Annotated in this window: 11 protein-coding genes; 9 read left to right on the plus strand and 2 right to left on the minus strand. The window is 62.5% G+C overall.

Annotated elements, in window-relative coordinates:
• Positions 1–704 precede the first annotated feature (704 nt).
• The 5 genes from AB1A62_RS01050 (at position 705) to AB1A62_RS01070 (ending at position 7,468) form a co-directional block, all read left to right on the plus strand.
• Positions 705–1,682 (plus strand): UDP-glucuronic acid decarboxylase family protein, encoded by a 978-nt coding sequence (locus tag AB1A62_RS01050; RefSeq protein WP_366659468.1) that lies wholly within the window; start codon positions 705–707, stop codon positions 1,680–1,682.
• Entirely contained in the window at positions 1,679–2,698 is a 1,020-nt protein-coding gene (gene galE, locus AB1A62_RS01055; RefSeq protein ID WP_366659289.1) for a UDP-glucose 4-epimerase GalE, read from the plus strand. The genes AB1A62_RS01050 and galE overlap by 4 nt, the downstream gene beginning before the upstream one ends.
• The gene (locus AB1A62_RS01060; protein ID WP_366659291.1) at positions 2,676–4,502 is read left to right on the plus strand and encodes a glycosyltransferase family 2 protein; all 1,827 of its coding nucleotides are present in this window, start codon (positions 2,676–2,678) and stop codon (positions 4,500–4,502) included. The genes galE and AB1A62_RS01060 overlap by 23 nt, the downstream gene beginning before the upstream one ends.
• A 3-nt stretch (positions 4,503–4,505) precedes the next feature.
• On the plus strand, positions 4,506–5,414 hold the full coding sequence (locus AB1A62_RS01065) for a glycosyl hydrolase (RefSeq protein WP_366659293.1): 909 nt from the start codon (positions 4,506–4,508) through the stop codon (positions 5,412–5,414).
• 761 nt (positions 5,415–6,175) lie between these two features.
• The gene (locus AB1A62_RS01070) at positions 6,176–7,468 is read left to right on the plus strand and encodes an O-acetylhomoserine aminocarboxypropyltransferase/cysteine synthase family protein (protein WP_366659469.1); all 1,293 of its coding nucleotides are present in this window, start codon (positions 6,176–6,178) and stop codon (positions 7,466–7,468) included.
• 60 nt (positions 7,469–7,528) lie between these two features.
• Here the strand turns inward: AB1A62_RS01070 and AB1A62_RS01075 are convergent, their stop codons facing one another.
• On the minus strand, positions 7,529–8,248 hold the full coding sequence (locus AB1A62_RS01075; protein ID WP_366659295.1) for an SIMPL domain-containing protein: 720 nt from the start codon (positions 8,246–8,248) through the stop codon (positions 7,529–7,531).
• Positions 8,249–8,553: 305 nt separating this feature from the next.
• Between AB1A62_RS01075 and AB1A62_RS01080 the strand changes: the two genes are divergently transcribed.
• Complete coding sequence (locus AB1A62_RS01080) at positions 8,554–10,980, plus strand: hypothetical protein (RefSeq protein WP_366659296.1); 2,427 nt, start codon at positions 8,554–8,556, stop codon at positions 10,978–10,980.
• A 168-nt stretch (positions 10,981–11,148) separates the two neighbouring features.
• Here AB1A62_RS01080 and hppD read toward each other — a convergent pair whose 3' ends face one another.
• Positions 11,149–12,249 carry a 4-hydroxyphenylpyruvate dioxygenase gene (hppD, locus tag AB1A62_RS01085; RefSeq protein ID WP_366659298.1) on the minus strand — a complete coding sequence of 367 codons (1,101 nt, stop codon included), beginning with the start codon at positions 12,247–12,249 and terminating at the stop codon, positions 11,149–11,151.
• A gap of 152 nt (positions 12,250–12,401) precedes the next feature.
• On the opposite strand from hppD, the gene AB1A62_RS01090 reads away from it, so the two are divergent.
• The 3 genes from AB1A62_RS01090 (at position 12,402) to AB1A62_RS01100 (ending at position 16,127) form a co-directional block, all read left to right on the plus strand.
• Positions 12,402–12,857: an Lrp/AsnC family transcriptional regulator gene (locus AB1A62_RS01090; protein ID WP_366659299.1), complete on the plus strand. Its 456-nt coding sequence runs from the start codon at positions 12,402–12,404 to the stop codon at positions 12,855–12,857.
• A gap of 67 nt (positions 12,858–12,924) precedes the next feature.
• Positions 12,925–14,145: a PAS domain-containing protein gene (locus tag AB1A62_RS01095; protein ID WP_366659300.1), complete on the plus strand. Its 1,221-nt coding sequence runs from the start codon at positions 12,925–12,927 to the stop codon at positions 14,143–14,145.
• Between the two features lie 89 nt (positions 14,146–14,234).
• On the plus strand, positions 14,235–16,127 hold the full coding sequence (locus AB1A62_RS01100; protein ID WP_366659302.1) for a cation:proton antiporter: 1,893 nt from the start codon (positions 14,235–14,237) through the stop codon (positions 16,125–16,127).
• Positions 16,128–16,152 lie beyond the last annotated feature (25 nt).

The raw sequence follows: 16,152 nt of genomic DNA on the forward strand, positions 1-16,152 counted from the left end.
CTGGAGTGATTTTTCGGCAAGTCAAATAATAACCCTATGGGAATGATGGAAACTGCGCTCAGACCATATGCGAATGCAGCGCAACCAACAGCGGACCGGTGTCATGCCGGGTGCTGTGTTGAACACCCCGCCGTGCGCACCGTGCGCAGGCGCCATGGCCGCGCTTGCCAAACCAATACCAGTTGGGCCGCAGCAGCCTTTCTGCATAGGAATTCTTCTTGCGTACCCCGCGGTGCTCAGCGGGGTACGCCAGGGGCATCAAAACCAGTAGTGAAACATCGCGATTCCTCACCCCTGGCAGTGCGCCGTCCAATTCAACCTGACACTTAAACGAAACGTTCAGGTTCCCCCCGGCGGTTCACGGCTTTTGGCTCAGCCCCCCCCTCGAAAGTGGTAATTCGGCACGATTAAGTATTAGCGGTGCGGCTTATGCTTGATGGCCAGAACCAAGCGCCTATCGTTTTGGTGCGAGGCCGGCAGTGTATTGAAAGTTGCAACGCAATTAAGTTTGTCCGGGGCGCTGGTGAATAAGCATTAATGCACGACCAGCTGACGCAAGAAACGCCGCCATGCGCGGCGGCTGTTCAGGGGACAGGTTTCCCGACGATCAAATTGCGGTGTAGTACCAATTGGGGGTAAGGTACATGACACTGCCTAGTGAAAAAAAGCATGCGAACCACGCGCAGGCAGAACCGTTCGTGCCGATGCGGAAAACGGTTCTGGTAACCGGTGGAGCAGGGTTTCTTGGGTCACAGCTTTGCGCCCGCAAGCTGGAGCAAGGCCACAAGGTGATATGCCTGGACAATCTGCAGACCGGACGGATGCGCAATATCACGCCGCTGATGTCCCATCGCCGTTTCCGCTTTGTCGAACATGACGTCGTGACGCCATACCAGGTCAAAGGGCCGGTGCACCAGATCTTCAACCTGGCCTGCCCGGCATCACCGCCGAAGTATCAGCTGGATCCAATCCACACGTTCAAAACCAGCGTGATGGGCGCTATGAACGCGCTGGAACTGGCGCGGGAAAAGGGCGCCAAAGTATTCCAGGCTTCCACCTCGGAGATTTACGGCGATCCCGAAATCAGCCCGCAGCCGGAAGGCTACCGCGGCAGCGTCAACACATTCGGTCCGCGCGCCTGCTACGACGAAGGCAAGCGCGCTGCAGAAACGCTGTTTTATGATTATCACCACCGCTACGGCCTGCAAATTTCGATTGGCCGCATCTTCAACACCTATGGCCCCTACATGGATCCGCAGGACGGCCGTGTGGTGTCCAATTTCATAAACCAGGCGCTGCGGGGCGAGGATCTGACCGTGTACGGCAGCGGCGCGCAGACGCGGTCTTTCTGCTATGCCGACGATCTGCTGGATGCAATCGAAGCGCTGATGGAACTGAATGACCCCAGCCCGGCGCCGGTCAACCTTGGCAACCCCGGCGAATTCACCGTTCTGGAGCTTGCAAAGAAGGTCTGCAAGCTGACCGGCACGGGATCGCGGGTGGTGTTCATGGATCTGCCAAAGGACGATCCGCAGCAGCGCAAGCCTGACATCAGCGCAGCACTGTCGAAGCTCGGCTGGCACCCGAAAGTGCGGCTGGAGGACGGGCTGCGCAAGACAATCCGCTACTTCCAGGCAGAGATGGACGAGCCTGACCACTTGACCGCGGCGGTCCGCGGATGACCGGGCGGTTTCCCATACTGGTGACAGGCGGCGCAGGCTTCATCGGCAGTCACGCCTGCAAGGCACTGCACCAGGCGGGTTACCTGCCTGTCACGTTCGACAACCTCAGCACCGGCCATACGGATGCCGTCAAATGGGGCCCGCTGGAAAAGGCCGATGTGCGCAACCAGGCTGGGCTGAGCGCCGCTATCCGCAGCCACGGGATCAGGGCCGTGATGCACTTCGCCGCCTCAGCTTATGTCGGAGAGTCGGTGGAACGCCCGGCCTTCTATTATGACAACAATGCAGGCGGGATGATCTCTTTGATCAATGCGTGCCTGGACACGGGCGTAAAGCAGATCGTGTTCTCCTCCAGCTGCGCGACCTATGGCAGCCCCGCATGCGGCCGGATCCGCGAGGACACGCCGCAGGCGCCGATCAACCCCTATGGCCGCAGCAAGCTGATGTGCGAGGACATGCTGCGCGATTGTTCCGCCGCGCACGGTCTGCGGTTCGCAGCCCTGCGCTACTTCAATGCCGCCGGGGCGGACCCGGAGGGCGATCTGAGCGAACGCCACGATCCGGAAACCCATTTGCTGCCGCTGGCGATGCAGGCGGCCTCAGGCCGGCGCGGGCCGCTGCAGGTGTTCGGTACGGATTACCCCACTAGGGACGGCAGTTGCGAGCGGGACTACATCCATGTCAGCGATCTGGCCCGCGGCCATGTTCTGGCAGTGGATTACCTGGCCGCAGGCGGTTCCAGCACAGCCCTGAACCTGGGCAGCGGAACCGGCCACACAATCTTTGAAGCCCTGGAGGCGATCCGCAGCGTGACGGGCAAAGCGGTGCCGCATGAACTGGCGCCGCGCCGCGCAGGAGATCCTCCCTCGCTGACCGCGGATCCGGGCCTGGCGGAAGAAACGCTGGGCTTCCGGACTGAACGCTCCGGGCTGGAGCAGATCATCAGGGACGCGGCGCCGTCGTTCGGACTGGCGGCCGCAAGAGAGGCACGCCATGAGCGCCAAGCAGCGGAATAGCCGGGCACCAGCCCGCTGCAGGCCCGGTCTGGACCGGGCAGCGGTTGCTGTGTTTGCCCTGTGGCTGCTGGCGGCCGGGTACTTCTGGCACTGGTGGCTGCAACCCGGTCACAACATCGGCACCGGGCGCTACCTCCTTGTTTCCTTGGCAATCTTCTGGCTCTACTTCCTTCAGGCATATTTCATGCTGTTCTTTCTGAACGGCACCCGCCGCCGTCCGCGGCCCGCGCTGCAAGGCCCGCTGCGGATAGCCATGATCACCACCAAAACACCGGCCGAACCATTGTCAGTGCTCAAGGAGACCCTGACCGCCATGCTGGCGCAGTCGCCGCCGCATGACACCTGGCTTGCGGACGAAGATCCGGATGAGGCAACCCGCGCCTGGTGCGCGGCACATGGCGTCAGGATCTCAACCCGGAAAGGAATTGCCGAGTACCATCGCAAAGAATGGCCGCGCAGAACCCGCTGCAAGGAAGGCAATCTGGCCTATTTCTACGACCAGTACGGCTATGAGGCTTATGATATTGTCTCCCAGCTTGATGCCGATCATGTCCCCCAGCCCGGGTATCTGGAAGCCATAGTGCTGGGCTTCGACGACCCGGCCACGGGTTACGTCAGCGCCCCGTCGATCTGCTGCAGCAATGCAGGCCGCAGTTGGGCTGCCCGGATGCGGCTTTTTGCCGAAGCCCCGTTTCATGGCGGCGTCCAGCTTGGCTACAGCGCCGACTGGGCACCGATGTGCATAGGCTCGCATTACGCGGTGCGCACCCGCGCCTTGAAACAGGCAGGCGGCCTGGGTCCGGAACTGGCTGAGGATCATTCCACCACGATGCTGATGAATTCAGCGGGCTGGCGCGGCACCCATGCCGCAAATGCCATCGCCCATGGCGCCGGCCCGGCCTGCATGGCTGATCTGGCCACCCAGGAATTCCAGTGGTCGCGCAGCCTGACAACGCTGCTGCTGAGCTATACGCCCCGTTACTTGAAAATGCTGCCGCGGCACCTGCGTTTTCAATTTTTGTTTTGCCAGCTTTGGTATCCGTTTTTCGCAATTTTCATGGTGATGGTCTACCTCTTCCCGATTACCGCCCTTCTCTTCGATATCCGTTTTGCCGGGGTAACCTTCCTGGGCTTCGTTCTACACACGCTTCCTTCTGCTGTAGCAGTGCTGATTTTTGTATACCGGATGCGAGCCCGCTGTTCGCTGCGGCCTTCTGATGCCCAGGTGCTTAGCTGGGAAAGGGCCCTATTTCCCTTCGCCCAATGGCCTTGGGTACTGACCGGCTGCTTAGCTGCCTTCGCCGACAAGCTGCAAGGCGGGTTTGTCGACTTCCGGGTGACGCCAAAGGGCGGCGGCACGGCGCCGCCTGTACCGCTGCGGGTACTGCTGCCCTATTTGCTGCTGGCCTTGGGCGCCGCCTTGCCGCCGCTGCTCGTGCAGGACTTGCAGCAAGCTGCAGGTTTTGTGGTGCTCAGCCTGATAAATGCCGCTGTCTACACAGTGCTGTTCACCGTGATTGCCGTTCAGCACCTGCGTGAAAACAATCTGTCGCCGTTCAGGTGGCCGCTTGCCTCTGCCTTGCAGGCGACGGCCAGCATGGTGCTTGCCGCAGTCATTGCAGCAGCGCTTGGCAGCCAGGGCGCCCAAAGCGTTTATGCCCTGTCATACGGCAGCGGCGTGTTCTCCCCATACACCCCCAAGTACATCGTGTCTGGCGCGGGTCTCGGCCCGCCGGGCACCATTACCTACCAAGTGAACCTGGAATGGCCGGGAAAAGCCCTGTTCCAGCAGAAGACGGAGTAGACAATGTCCCATCCAAACCGGCACATCCTCATCACCGCTGCTGTGTCTGCAGCCTTTTTCGGAACCGCCTTGCAATCCTTCCCGCCGCCCCCGGGCGATTTCCCATTCGGTGTTTATGATCCCAATGGCGATTTTTCAGAGGAAAAGAACGTTCAGGTCGAACATCTCTTCCTGCCGTGGGAGGACCTGTTCCTGGAGTCCCTGATTGAAGCCGACAAATACGCCAAGGAGCGCAACCGCGAAGTCCTGGTCACAATCGAACCTTGGACCTGGACACGCGATGCCCGCAACACGCCGGCGCGGCTGATCCGCGGTATCCGGGACGGCACCTACGACAGCAACATGGCCGCCATCTGCGAGGTTCTGAACGAGTTCGAAAGCAAGGTCACCGTCCGCTGGGCGCAGGAGATGGACGATGACAGCGGCCAGTTCATCTGGGCGCAGTGGCAGCCGGAAACTTATGTGTACGCCTTCAAGCGGATGATTGACATCTGCCGGGAAAAAGCACCGGAAATCCGTGTCATGTGGTCACCGCTGGGCTATGAGAACCTGAACAAATACTACCCTGGCGACGACTACGTCGATATCATCGGCCTATCAGTCTTCGGCCTGCAGCCATGGGAACAGATCTACAAAGGCGGAGACATGAGTTTCGATGATATCTTCGCCCCCCGGTACGAGCGGGTGAAGGAGTACGGCAAACCTGTCATGGTGGCCGAACTTGGCTATTCCGGGGATGAAGCTTACGTCGCCCGGTGGGAGCAGACCGTTCGGCAAGACAAAAGCGCTTACCCGGCCCTGACCGGCGTCGTCTATTTCAACCAGCAGGAAGTTTATCCGTGGCCCAACGGTTTCGGTCTTCCGGACTGGCGGGTAGAACATCGTATCCGAGTCGAGACCGCCGGAAACTAGTCTTGAACCCGGCCTTGAGGAGGCGCCTCGCCAGCTGATATTCACCCCTGTCGGCAACTGCAGGCAAGGCAAAGAACCCTTTGATTTTCAATTTCTTTGCCTGTGCGACGCCGCACAAAGGCGGGCATTTTAGGCGGATTTCCGCACAGCTGCGTTGAAAAAAAACGCTGTTGCACCTAAAAAACAGGTGCTGCGCAGGTCGTGCAGCGCGTGAAATGGCTGTTTGGCTGCCACATGCCGCTCCGGCATTAAAGAGTTGCCAAGGGCCGATGAGGACGAGGTGCAGTTTATGTACGCAGTATCTGCGGTTGCCCGGCGTGTGCCGGCATTTTTTTATTCCCTCAAGCTTGCCAGCGGCGCACTTCTGGCCTGTGTGCTCAGCCTGAGCAGCGCCAGCGCGCTGGAGAACACCTCTGCCGCCGGAGAAACGGTAGTGGCAAAGGGGACGTACATCTGCTCCCCCAGCGGTTTCGGTCGAAAATCCAGGTGCTACCGTCGGTAGCGCCAGCCTGTCCCTTATGGGGCGAACCTAGGGGCAGGATCCAAGGATCCTAGTCTGAAGGCACGTCGAACCGGCCGGTTGGCCGTGCCTGAGGTTTCAACCGGGCAGCTCTCCTGAAATTTCCGCGTCCGGGTTGCGCCCGGGGTCGTGATGTGCAGCAGGGCGGAGGCCTATTGCTGCGGCATTCGCGCGATTGCCTTCCGCGCGCGGCCATGCTGTGGTGCGCGCGGAACGAAAGACCTTTCAGGGAGACATAATGATGAACGACGCCCCGACCTATGGGTTTGACACCTTGCAGATCCACGCCGGCGCCAAGCCGGATCCGGCCACCGGCGCGCGGCAGACGCCGATCTACCAGACCACCGCCTACGTCTTCCGCGATGCCGAACACGCCGCCGCGCTGTTCAATCTGCAGGAAGTCGGCTTCATCTATTCCCGCCTGACCAACCCCACCGTCGCAGTGCTGCAGGAGCGCCTGGCAACGCTTGAGGGCGGCGTCGGCGCGGTCTGCTGCTCCTCCGGCCATGCGGCGCAGATCATGGCGCTGTTCCCGCTGATGGGGCCGGGCTGCAATGTGGTGGCCTCCACCCGGCTGTATGGCGGCACTGTCACCCAGTTCAGCCAGACCATCAAGCGCTTCGGCTGGTCGGCGAAATTTGTCGACACCGACGACCTGGACGCGGTGAAGGCAGCCATCGACGAAAACACCCGCGCGGTATTCTGCGAATCCGTGGCCAACCCCGGCGGCTACGTCACCGACATCCGGTCGCTGGCCGACATCACCGACGACGCCGGCATCCCGCTGATCGTCGACAACACCTCTGCCACGCCCTACCTGTGCCGCCCGATCGAGCATGGCGCGACGCTGGTGGTGCACTCAACCACCAAGTACCTGACCGGCAATGGCACCGTGACCGGCGGCTGCGTCATCGACAGCGGCAAGTTCGACTGGTCTGCAAATGACAAATTCCCCTCCCTGTCGGAGCCGGAAACCGCCTATCACGGGCTCAAGTTCCATGAGACTTTCGGGCCGCTGGCCTATACTTTCCACGGCATCGCCATCGGGCTGCGTGACCTCGGCATGACGATGAACCCGCAGGCGGCGCATTACACGCTGATGGGCATCGAGACCCTCAGCTTGCGGATGCAAAAGCACTGCGAGAACGCCCGCAAGGTGGCCGAATGGCTCGAGAATGACGACCGCATCGATTACGTCACCTATGCCGGCCTGCCCTCCTCGCCCTACTACGAGCGCGCCCAGGCCTGCTACCCCAAGGGCACCGGCGGCCTGTTCACCTTTGCTGTCAAGGGCGGCTACGAGGCCTGCATCAAGCTGGTGGATTCGCTGGAGATCTTCAGCCATGTCGCGAACCTCGGCGACACCCGCTCGCTGATCATCCACTCGGCCTCCACCACCCACCGCCAGCTCACGCCGGAGCAGCAGGAAGCCGCAGGCGCCAGCCCGAATGTGGTGCGGGTGTCGATCGGGATCGAGGATGCCGATGACCTGATCCGCGATCTGGACCAGGCGCTGGCCAAGGCCTGCGGCTGACGCGCGCAGCCCTCAAGAATGGAAAGGCCGGGCATACAGCCCGGCCTTTTTTCGTTCCAGTTATTCGCCGCCCGGCACCGTCATGTCGAACACCACCGAGACGTTGTGGGTAAAGCTCAGCTCCCCCGCCTCAATCGGCATCGCATCGCTGCGGGCCATCTCCATCGCCATCATCGGACGGACGCCGCTGCCGCCATGCTCGGAAATCGAGCGCACCGGCCCCAGCTCCATGCCCGCGGCCTCTGCCAGCTGCTGCGCCTTGCGGATGGCATCCTTGACCGCTTCGCCGCGGATCTGGTCGGCAACCGCTGAAGGATCACTGACACCAAAGCTCAACCCCTGGAACCGGTTCGCCCCAGCCTGCAGAACCGTGTCGAGCACCGGCCCCAGTTCGCTAAGATCGCGGACCCGCACCATCAGCGTGCTGGAGGCTTCAAAACCGGTGATCTCACGCCGCCCGCCGCTGTCGTAGGAGCGGTCCTGCGACCACACCGGCTGCATGGATACCTGCCGGGTCTGCATGTCCTCAGCGGCAATGCCCGCGTCCTTCAAACGCGCGATCACGGCCTGCATTCCCTCTGCTACCGCCGACATGGCGGCGGCGGCTTCCTCTGCCTCCTCAGTCACGCCGAGGGAGATGGTGGCCAGCTCGGGCGCCACTTGCAGGGTGCTTTCGCCGGTGACCGTGATCTGCCGCGGGTTCGCGGCCTCGCTTGCTGCCAGGGCGCCTGCGCTCATCGACAGCATCAGCGCTGCTGCCAAAAGTTTCTTTGCCTTCATGCTCAAAAGCTCCTTTTCCGAATGCCCTTTACATGGGGACGGCAAACTGCCGCCCGCAAGGCGTGCACCCCGTCTTTTCCTTTTACTCGGCAGGTTCCTGCTTTAAGGTTCGCGGCAAAACACCGGACGCGGCAGCGGCCCCGGGCAGTATGGATTCGGATGGTTTGACCCAAAGCATGAAACCGGCCTTCGCTCTTCTCTTTTCCGCTGACGGCATAGAACTTCTGTACCGCGCGCCGGACGGCTGGCGGAGCGTGGCCAGCACGCCTTTTGACACTGAAGATCTGCCCGCAGCGCTCGCATCCATGCGCAAGGATGCCCTGCGGCTGGCACCCGAAGGCATCTATTCCAAGCTGATCCTGCCCAACGACCAGATCCGTTACCTGACCATCGAAACCGGCGACCTGCCCGCGGGCGATCGGATCGACGCCGCTCGCCACGCGCTGAAGGGTGCGACACCATATTCGGTGGACGAACTGGCCTTTGACATCTGCGCCGGCGGCAGTGTTACCCATGTCGCGGCAGTGGCACTGGAAACGCTTGATGAGGCAGAAACCTTTGCGGTGGAGCACGGCTTCGGGCCGGTCAGTTTTGTTGCCGCGCCGGAAGACTGCGGTTTCCAGGGCGAGCCATTCTTTGGCACCACCCGGATGATCCGCGGCACCGAGGTTGATCCCGATACCACCTTGGTCAAGGTGATCGGTCCGTTTCAATTCCCGGAGCCTGAGACGGAAGACAGTTCCACAGGCAAGGCCCCTGCCCCCGAGGCAGCAGCGGAGACCCAGGACCTTCCTGCTATTGATGCAGCGGCACAGGCGGAGCCTGAAAAAGGTAAAGAACCCGCCCCTGCCGCAGAGCAGGAAACGCCAAGCCTGCAGGAAGCAGAAAACACCGCTGTCCCTAAGGCGCCCGCATCGGCGGAACCTGCGCCCGCACAGGAGACCCTGCCGCCTGCGCCGCCCAAGCCGCTGCCGCCTGCGCCGCCCGCCGTAGCACCGCCAGGGGATGACCCGGTGCCGGATTCCGCGGTGGCGGCCCTCGCAGGTTTCACCAGCCGTCGGAGTGCGGCGCCAGACAACGGTACTGGAACCGCACAGCAGGCCCCCGACTCTAAGACTTCACCTGCAGCACCGCCTGCCCCTGCTCCGCTCACGGCCGCCGGCACGCAGGCTGCGGAACCGGAGCCGGCAAAACCGCTGGCCGCAACGAATGCGCTTTTGGCAGAGGAAAAAGCCGGACAGCCGCGGACCATCCCGCCCGCACCCGCAGCCCTGCGCGCGCCCTCTCCTGCCGCTCCCGCAGCGCCGCAGGAGACGCCCCCGGTCCGCAAAAAGCCGACCACTGGCAAGCCCCGGCATCTTGGCCTTGCCCTAACCGCCTTCGTGCTTCTGCTCCTCGCCGCTGCTGCGGTCTGGGCGCTGTTCAGCGAGGATGGTCTCTTTGCCGCCCGCCCGGCCTCAGACAGCGACCTGCCCCCCGCCACGGCGATCAGCTCTGGGGAAGCTCCTAACGGTGAAACCGCATCGGCAGCGGCTTCCGGGACCGGCAGCCGCACAGAGGAAATCGCGCCGCAAGTCAGCGTGCTGGCAGATCAGCCTGATCCGGGCATCCGCGAAATCGGCGAAATTGCGCTGACCGCCCCTGCTGGCGCGGATGGGGTCCCAACGGCAGAGGATGAAGCCGCTGCCGACGGCGTCGAGCCTCCGGAAGAAGGAACGGACACGGCATTCCTGGACCCGGACACCTTGCAGCCCGGTGCAGCTGAAACCACTGAAACGGAGCCGCTGGACGAGCTGGCCCAGGCTGCCCGCTATGCAGCAACAGGTGTCTGGCCGGTGGCGCCGGAGCTTGACGAAATCCCTGCGGCACCCGGCTTGGACGAGCTGTACACCGCCTCGGTCGACCATTCTGAAATTGCCGCCGACGCCGTGGCGCTGCCGCACCCGGAAACCTATGCCGCGGATGAGGAGCCGGGCGCCATTGCGTCCCCTGCAGCAGCAGGGGCTGCTTTTGACCTGGACGAGCGCGGCCTCGTCAGAGCAACACCAGAAGGGGCGCTCAACCCTGATGGCATCACCGTCTACCTTGGCCGCCCGCAAAAGGTCCCGCCGCCCGCGCCGGAGCGCAGCGATCCCGCAGCTGAGGCGCTGGCGGAGGAAGCGGCGCGAAACCAGGTGCTGTCGCGCAAACGCCCCAAGGCCCGGCCTGCGGATCTGGCCGAACAAGTGGAACGGGCCCAGAACGGCGGCCTCAGCCGCGCAGAACTGGCCAGCCTGCGCCCCCGCAAGCGCCCGGCCAGCCTGAAACCGGCAGAGGAGGAAGAACTGCCGGTCACCGCGCAGGCTATCGCGTCGTCGGTTGTGCCGCGCGGCCGTCCCGCCAATTTCGCCAATCTGGTCGACCGCGCCCGCCGCAACGCGCAGAACCAGGTGCAGACCGCCACCGCCGTTCCGGCCGCCGCAGTTGCGGCGCCGCCGCCTATTCCGACCACCGCCTCCGTCGCACGCCGCGCCACCGTCAACAACGCCATCAACCTGCGCAAGCTGAACCTGATCGGTGTCTATGGCACCGCTGCCAACCGACGCGCGCTGGTGCGCCTGCCTTCGGGCCGCTACAAAAAGTTGCAGGTCGGCGACCGCATCGACGGCGGCAAGGTAATCGCAATTGGCGAGAGCCAGCTTCAGTACCAGAAAGGCGGCCGCAACCGCACCCTGACAATGCCCAAGAGCTAGGCAACCGGATAGCTTCCCTCTTGCAGCCGTATCCGGCTAAATTGACCCTTTGAGCTCGAGGCGCTGCTAGCAGCTCACCTCCCGGCCCGTCCTCACCGGAAACAACCCGGCCATCAAAAAGCCGGGCCTGCATGGCAGACCCGGCGCAGTCAGGTTCTTTGTTACCGCTTATTCCGCGGCCTGGATCTCGCCGCTTTCAATCTGCTCGCGCTCGATCGATTCAAACAGCGCCTTGAAGTTGCCTTCCCCGAAGCCGTCGTCACCCTTGCGCTGGATGAACTCGAAGAAGATCGGCCCGATCACGGTTTTCGAGAAGATCTGCAGCAGGATGCGGGTCTCGCCGCCGTCCACCACGCCTTCGCCGTCGATCAGGATGCCATGCTTTTTCATCCGGTCCAGCGGCTCGTCATGGCCCTGCACCCGTTCCTTGGACATCTCGTAATAGGTGTCATTCGGGCCGGGCATGAACTTCAGGCCCTTGTCGGCAATTGCGTCGGTGCTGGCATAGATATCCTCGGTACCAACCGCGATGTGCTGAATGCCTTCGCCGTTGTACTTCTTCAGATAGGACACGATCTGCCCGGTTTCGCCGCGGTCCTCGTTGATCGGGATCCGGATGCGGCCACAGGGCGAGGTCAGCGCACGGCTGAAGAGACCGGTAAATTTGCCCTGGATGTCAAAGAAGCGGATCTCCTTGAAGTTGAACAGCTCCTCGTAGAACTTGAACCACTTGTCCATGTTGCCCTTGTAGACATTGTGGGTCAGGTGATCGAGGTAATAGAAACCGTCACCGCGCGGCTTGGACTGCTTCAGCCATTCGAACTCGGTGTTGTAGGGCGAGGTGTCGTAATACTGGTCGATGAAGTAGATCAGCGAGCCGCCGATGCCCTTGATCGCGGGCACATTCATGACCTTGCCCGGGCCTTCATAGGCCTCGGCGCCTTTGGCAACCGCGTGCTCAAAGGCCTTTTGCGCGTCTGCAACGCGCCAGCCCATGGCCGGAGCGCAGGGGCCGTGCTCATCCACGAATTTCGCGGCAAAGCTCTCCGGGTCGGCGTTCAGGATGTAAGTCACATCACCCTGCTGCCACAGTTCCACCAGCGGCTGGTCCTTGCGGTGGCCCACCAGTTCATAGCCCATGCGGGTGAACAGGGCCCGCAGTTCTTCCGGCTCCGGGCTGGCAAACTCAACAAATTCAAAGCCATCGGTGCCGGCCGGGTTTTCCGGGGTGATTTCGGATTTCGGTGCGTTATGCGGGAACGGACCCATTGCGCGTCTCCTTCATGCGATGTGGGGACAATGTGAATTCTTGAATCAAGAATACCGCATATCCGCTGCAGGTTTTCCGCATAGTTTCGCACGCTACCCTTGAAATACGCGTGGTATGCGCGCCAAAGTCGGCCTTGGAGGAAAAATCACGCATGCTTGACCCGACCGACACGAAACTGCTCGCAGCTCTGCAGAAAAATGCCCATCTCACGGCGCAGGAACTGGGTGAAATACTGAATCTGTCGCCAAGCCAAGCCGGGCGGCGACGGCAGCGGCTGGAGGCCGAGGGGTATATCGAAGGCTACGCCGCCCGGCTGAACCCGGCCAAACTGGGACTGGCGGTTCAGGGATTCGTGCAGGTGCATCTGAGCAGCCACGGTCCGGAACAGTCCAAGGGATTCGCGAGGCTGGTGGCCAGCCAGCCGGAAATCACCTCAGCCTGGACCATGACCGGCGAAGCCGATTACCTGCTGCGTGTCTACTGCACGGACCTGCAAGCGCTGAACACGCTGATCCACGAGATTCTGCTGCCTCACCCCGGCGTTGCCAGGGTCCAGAGCCAGATCGTGATGGCACACTTAAAACGCGACGCGCCGCTGCCGACTTAACCAAGCAGGAAGGATTTTCACCTAAAGGTGCGGCAACGACTCCTGTAACCTAAAGTGGAACTTTTCCGTGTCCTTTGTAGACCGCCGCGTTGAAACCCGTCCAACCAGCGGCGAGGCTCCGTTTGGCCTCAACGAGGTATTTTTTTCCCGAACCGACAGCCGGGGTGTGATCCAAGCCGGCAACTACGTGTTCCGCCGTGTCGGCGCCTACGCCTGGGAGGAGCTGGTCGGCGCACCGCATAAGGTGATCCGCCACCCGGACATGCCCAAGGGCGTGTTCTCGCTGTTCTGGGACACCATCCAGCGCGGCGAAAGCATCGGCGCCTATGTCAAGAACAAGGCCAAGGACGGGCTGTATTACTGGGTGTTTGCCGTGGTGGTGCCCTGCCAGGACGGCTATCTGTCCGCCCGCATCAAGCCCAGCAGCAAGCTGTTCGACGAGGTGCGCGGCCTCTACTCCAAAATGCTGAAGCGCGAAAAGGACGAGGGCATCAAGCCGGAGGAGAGCGCCCAGTACCTGCTCGACTGGCTCAAAAGCCAGGGCTACGAAGATTACCATCAATTTGCCGCCCACGCCCTCAGCCAGGAGCTGATCGCGCGGGACAAGGGCCTGGGCAACCAGCAGCACGCCCGGATACTAGAACTGACAAGCATGCTTCAGGATGCCGAAACCCTGGCGGAGGAAACGGCGGGGCTGATCACCGACTTTGATGCCATGCACACCATTCCGCACAATCTGCGGGTTCTGGCCTCGCGCATCGAACCCTCTGGCGGGCCGGTCACTGTCCTGTCGCAGAACTACGGCGCCATGTCGCGGCAGATGTCGGACTGGTTCGGCGCCCATGTGATGGGCGAGAACAGCAATTTCGCCAAGATCAAATCCTCGGTGAATGACAGCCTGTTCGTCGAGGGCATGGCGCGCGTGCTGATTGAATGTGACAACCAGCTGCAAAGAGAACGCCGTGACCTGGGGCACTCCGATATGGAGGAAGAACGCGAGATTCTGAGCGAGCTGGTGAAAGAACAGGTCAAGCGGTCCGAGGACGGCATGAAGGAGGTGGATGAGGAAGCCGCGCGTATCACCGCCGCCTGCCAGATCATGCACCGCCACTTCCTGGGCCTCAGCTCCACCCGGGTGCTGCTTAAGATCGAAAGCGCGCGGCTCACCGATTCCGGCGAAACCCTGGCGGACATCATCGACCAGCTTGGCGGTTTCCAGGAACGGATCTCCCGGCGGCTGGACCGGATCGGCAAGCTCAGCGAAGACATCCGGATGCTTGAGCAGTAACCATTCAGCAGGCGCCCTGAGGCCATAACCGCGCCGCCCGGCCGGGAAAGCCATTGCCAAGGCCCGGCCAGGCTTGCGATACCTGTTCTATGGAAGAGTTTTTCTATCAGGCAACAATTTACCTCGGCGCCGCGGTCATCGCGGTGCCGCTGGCGGCACGTCTCGGGCTTGGCTCGGTGCTGGGGTATCTCGCGGCCGGCATCGCCATTGGCCCGGTGCTGGGGCTGACCGGCGCCGAGACGGAGGATCTGCGCCATTTTGCCGAGTTTGGCGTGGTGATGATGCTGTTCCTGATCGGGCTGGAACTGGAACCCCGCGCGCTCTGGGCGATGCGGGACAAGCTGATCGGTCTGGGCGGCATGCAGGTGGCGGCGTCCACCGTTGTCCTGATGGGCGCCGCGATGGCCATGGACCAGCCCTGGCATGTCAGCCTGGCGGTGGGTCTGGCGCTGTCGCTGTCCTCGACCGCGATCGTGCTGCAGACTCTGTCGGAAAAGGGGCTGATGCGAACCGGCGGCGGCCGCGCCGCCTTCTCGGTGCTGCTGACGCAGGATATCGCGGTGATTCCAATCCTCGCCTTCCTGCCGCTTCTGGGCAGCTACGCCATCCCGCAATTCTCCGCCGACGGTTCTATCAGCCGCGAGGGCGTAGGAGGGCATGGAGGCGGTCACGGCTCGCTGTCGCTGGTCGACGGGCTGCCGGGCTGGGCGGTGGCGCTGGTCACTTTGGCTGCGATCGCCTTTATCATTCTGGCTGGTATCTACCTGACCCGGCCGCTGTTCCGCTTCATCCACGCCTCCAACCTGCGGGAGATGTACACCGCGCTGGCGCTGATGATCGTGGTCGGCATCTCCTTTGTGATGACCCTGGTCGGCCTGTCGCCGGCGCTTGGCGCCTTTCTGGCGGGTGTGGTCCTGGCCAACTCCGAATTCCGGCACGAGATGGAAAGCGACCTCAACCCCTTCAAGGGGCTTTTGCTCGGCCTGTTCTTCATCACCGTGGGCGCGGGCATCAACTACCGCCAGTTCCTGGCCGACCCCGGCGACCTGATCGGCCTGGCGCTCCTGGTGATCTTTGCCAAGGGCGCAGTGCTGTTTGTTGTCGGCCGCGCCTTTGGCCTGCGCCGGCGGCGGCTGTGGCTGTTCACCCTCAGCCTGGCGCAGGCCGGCGAATTCGGCTTCGTGCTGCTGGCGTTTTCCACCCAGCTCAACGTCCTGCCGGCGGCGCTGTCGGAAAAACTGCTGCTGGTGATCGCCCTGTCGATGCTGATCACCCCGCTGCTGTTCATCGCCTATGACTTGCTGTCCAAGCGCATGGGCGAACCGCTGCAAGAACCTGAACCGGATGAGATCGACGAGGAAGGCCCGGTGATCATCGCGGGCATCGGCCGGTTCGGACAGATCGTCAACCGGCTGGTGCAGGCCAGCGGCTTCAAGACCGTGGTGCTGGACCACGATATGGAGGCGGTGCAGCTGATGCGCCGCTTCGGGGTTAAAAGCTTCCTGGGCGACCCAACCCGGCCCGAGCTGCTGAAGGCCGCGGGCATCGCAAAGGCGAAGGTGTTTGTGGTGGCACTGGATGACCCTGAGGGCGTGGTCAAGATGGTCTCCTATGTGCGCCGCGCCTATCCCGACCTGCACATCATCGCCCGCGCCAAGGACCGCAACCACGTGTACGAGCTGTACCAGGCCGGCGCCGACGACATCGTGCGCGAGCTGTTCGACAGCTCTGTCCGCGCCGGCCGCTATGTGCTGGAGAACGTCGGCCTCAGCGAATACGAGGCCGCACAGGCTGCCCAGACCTTCTACAACCATGACCGCCAGAACCTGCGCGATCTGGCGCAGCACTGGATACCGGGCGTGCCCGCCAGCCAAAACCCCGCTTATATCGACCGCGCGCGAGAGCTGGAGAAAGCCATCGAAAGCGCAATCTTCGAGATGGCCGAACGCAAGCGGAAGAGATCCTCGGAAGCCGCAGAATGAAAAAGCCCCGGCACAGGCCGGGGCT

The sequence above is a fragment of the Leisingera sp. JC11 genome (genome assembly GCF_040704725.1).
GTDB lineage: Bacteria > Pseudomonadota > Alphaproteobacteria > Rhodobacterales > Rhodobacteraceae > Leisingera.

Excerpts from the sequence above, each read along its gene's own strand:
- AB1A62_RS01080 (WP_366659296.1), top strand. The coding sequence starts at position 8,554 with ATGCGCAAGGATGCCCTGCGGCTGGCACCCGAAGGCATCTATTCCAAG.
- hppD (WP_366659298.1), bottom strand. The coding sequence starts at position 12,249 with ATGGGTCCGTTCCCGCATAACGCACCGAAATCCGAAATCACCCCGGAA.
- AB1A62_RS01100 (WP_366659302.1), top strand. The coding sequence starts at position 14,235 with ATGGAAGAGTTTTTCTATCAGGCAACAATTTACCTCGGCGCCGCGGTC.
- galE (WP_366659289.1), top strand. The coding sequence starts at position 1,679 with ATGACCGGGCGGTTTCCCATACTGGTGACAGGCGGCGCAGGCTTCATC.
- AB1A62_RS01075 (WP_366659295.1), bottom strand. The coding sequence starts at position 8,248 with ATGAAGGCAAAGAAACTTTTGGCAGCAGCGCTGATGCTGTCGATGAGC.
- AB1A62_RS01050 (WP_366659468.1), top strand. The coding sequence starts at position 705 with ATGCGGAAAACGGTTCTGGTAACCGGTGGAGCAGGGTTTCTTGGGTCA.
- AB1A62_RS01065 (WP_366659293.1), top strand. The coding sequence starts at position 4,506 with ATGTCCCATCCAAACCGGCACATCCTCATCACCGCTGCTGTGTCTGCA.
- AB1A62_RS01060 (WP_366659291.1), top strand. The coding sequence starts at position 2,676 with ATGAGCGCCAAGCAGCGGAATAGCCGGGCACCAGCCCGCTGCAGGCCC.
- AB1A62_RS01070 (WP_366659469.1), top strand. The coding sequence starts at position 6,176 with ATGAACGACGCCCCGACCTATGGGTTTGACACCTTGCAGATCCACGCC.
- AB1A62_RS01090 (WP_366659299.1), top strand. The coding sequence starts at position 12,402 with ATGCTTGACCCGACCGACACGAAACTGCTCGCAGCTCTGCAGAAAAAT.